The sequence below is a fragment of the Desulfacinum infernum DSM 9756 genome (assembly GCF_900129305.1).
In the GTDB taxonomy this organism is placed as follows: Bacteria; Desulfobacterota; Syntrophobacteria; order Syntrophobacterales; family DSM-9756; genus Desulfacinum; species Desulfacinum infernum.
This window is the reverse complement of sequence record NZ_FQVB01000074.1, coordinates 1-2387: the sequence shown is the minus strand read 5'-3', so window position 1 is coordinate 2387 and position 2387 is coordinate 1. Positions and strand designations below refer to the sequence as shown.

General features: G+C 50.5%; 3 protein-coding genes. All 3 read right to left on the bottom strand.

Annotation, left to right across the window (positions count from 1 at the left end):
* Positions 1-11: 11 nt before the first annotated feature.
* Complete coding sequence (gene tnpC / locus BUB04_RS18550) at positions 12-1568, bottom strand: IS66 family transposase (protein WP_073042284.1); 1557 nt, start codon at positions 1566-1568, stop codon at positions 12-14.
* Between the two features lie 63 nt (positions 1569-1631).
* Positions 1632-1979 carry an IS66 family insertion sequence element accessory protein TnpB gene (tnpB, locus tag BUB04_RS18545; RefSeq protein WP_084076650.1) on the bottom strand — a complete coding sequence of 116 codons (348 nt, stop codon included), beginning with the start codon at positions 1977-1979 and terminating at the stop codon, positions 1632-1634.
* Positions 1979-2326 carry an IS66 family insertion sequence element accessory protein TnpA gene (gene tnpA, locus BUB04_RS18540; protein WP_073042280.1) on the bottom strand — a complete coding sequence of 116 codons (348 nt, stop codon included), beginning with the start codon at positions 2324-2326 and terminating at the stop codon, positions 1979-1981. Before tnpA ends, tnpB begins: the two co-directional genes overlap by 1 nt.
* Positions 2327-2387: the final 61 nt, after the last annotated feature.

Below are 2387 nucleotides of genomic sequence, written 5' to 3'. Positions count from 1 at the left end.
GTATCCGCTAATTAAACCCCACTTATTGATTGCGGCAAAAGGAGGTCGGCGGCTTTGAGCCTGTTCGGTAGCAGCTCTTCGTAATCGCTCTGCGATTCTGCGAAAGGAAGTTTTTCGAAGATAAAACGAAGATATCTGTACGGTTCCAGGCCATTTGCTTTCGCTGATTCGACGAGACTGTAGAGGCTGGCACTAGCTGCCGCTCCGGCAGGATTACCGGCAAAGAGCCAGTTTTTGCGGCCTATCACAAACGGCCTGATGGCATTTTCAGCTGCATTATTGTCTGGGCCGACTACGCCTTGGTCAAGGTAGACGGTGAGGCGGCTCCTTTGGTTGAGTGTGTAGTTGACTGCAATGCCCAGCAAGCTTTTAGGAACAACCTGTGTCGCTTTTTTGCTCAGCCATTTGAAAAAGTCGTCGAGAATCGGCCTGGCCTTCCGCTGCCGCAACTCAATTATCTGCTCTTGATTAAGGTTGTCTTTGGTGCCTTCCTTTTCCACCGCATAAATTTTCTGAATATAACTCAGCGCCACATCGACACTGCCGGCTTTCTTTGCTTTTCCTGCCCCTTTGGCAGCATCCTTGAATTTGCGACGAGCATGGGCCCAGCATCCGGCATGTGCAATATCCTTGCTGACGTTGAGAAAATCATAACCAGTATACCCATCACTTTGCACAACTCCCTTGTATCCCGTGAGCAACTGCTTCGCCACGCCGGACGAGCGGCTTGTGTTGTAATGGTAGAGCAAGAGCGTTTTGCCGGGCGTACCACCACGACAAACCCACATATAGGATTTTGTCTCAGCCGATCGCCCTGGTTCTTTCAAAACCTGTACAGTTGTTTCGTCAATATTGATCAACGGGCCTGAGCGGATCTCGCGAAGGAGAAGTTCAAGCAAAGGAGCCGCAGCCTCAGCGCTTTTCATAGCCCAGTTGCACATGGTTGCCCTTGGAATTTCGACGCCAAGTCGCTCAAACTGGCCTTCCTGGCGATAAAATGGCAGACCGTCACAGAATTTAGCGGTAAGGATGTGGGCCAGAAGGCCGGCAGTGGCGATACCTTTGTCGATGATCTGCTTGGGGGCGGTGGCAATTTTGACTACCGGACCTACGGTGTCGAGTCCTTCGCAATGTCGGCAGGCATATTTGGGCCTGACGTGGCGAATAACCTGGATGACAGCAGGGATGATATCGAGTTTTTCCGAAATCTCCTCACCTATCCTGTTCAACTCATGGCCGCAGGCGCAGACTTTCGCCTCTTCAGGGATGTCGTGCACCACCTCGACCCGCGGCAGAGACTCAGGCAACTTTTTGCGTCCACACTTCTGTCTGGAGTGAGATGGAATCGTCACCTCTTTCTCGCCGGGCTCTACCTCTGGTTCTGGCATGTCAAAAAGAGGGAGTTGCGTTCCTGCATCGGGACCGCCTTTCTCGCTTTTCTTGCCAAAAATCCGGGCATAAAGCACACGCACTTGCTCACGCAGCAGTTCAACTTCCTGCTCGTAATAGGCGATGATTTTCCGCAGTTCCTGCGGGTTGTCCGGTAGTGTGGCACCCCTTTTTATCATCTGCCTATACTATCACATCTCAATGAGAAAATCACTACATTTTCAATGATATCAATACAATATTTACGAAACGGCAGCATATGGCGCTCGGCTGTGTGCGTGGCGCAAATCAAGGCCATGCAAGAGCCAGTTCAACGCCTTTCTGCTCACCTCCATCACTTCCGACTCAGATTCGGGCCAGCGGAAAATGTCTGTCTCAAGACGCTTAAGCCAGAGGCAAAACCCATTCTCCGACCAGTAGAGAATCTTCACCATATCACGACGGCGATTGCAGAATGCAAAGAGACTCCCGGAAAACAGATCAAGCTCAAACTGTTCTGCGACAAGAAGTGACAGACCGTTGATGGATTTGCGCATGTCTGTTGCGCCCAATGCAATATACACTCTGGTCTCTTCGGAAAAATCGAGCATCAAACCTGCTCCAAAGTCGTGATCAGCCGCCTCAGAGTTGATGCAGAAAAGTTTTCCTCAACCTCTATCATGAATCTTCTTTCCTGCAGGACCAACCGGACAGTATTGAAACCTGAACTCTGCTTTTCCTGGACCTGGGATTGTACCGCAAGAGGAAAAAAACGCGGTTGCGGTTCGTGAGAAACCTTCAATGAGCTCTTTCGACGCCAGTAACCAAATGTCGCCAAAGAGAGCATGTTCTCCCGGCAATATGATGATTGCGTCAGGCCGCTACTCTCCCATGAGCGGATGTGTTCCTGCCAATATTCCTGCTTGGCCGACCGATTCTTGCTATGCTCTGTTTTCATTGTGCCCTCCCGTGGTCTGGTTTGCCACAATGAAACAGATTGTTAACGATATGAAAAGATG

What these genes read in the sequence shown, in the direction of transcription:
- tnpC (WP_073042284.1), bottom strand. Translation starts at nt 1,568, where the DNA reads ATGATAAAAAGGGGTGCCACACTACCGGACAACCCGCAGGAACTGCGG.
- tnpB (WP_084076650.1), bottom strand. Translation starts at nt 1,979, where the DNA reads ATGCTCGATTTTTCCGAAGAGACCAGAGTGTATATTGCATTGGGCGCA.
- tnpA (WP_073042280.1), bottom strand. Translation starts at nt 2,326, where the DNA reads ATGAAAACAGAGCATAGCAAGAATCGGTCGGCCAAGCAGGAATATTGG.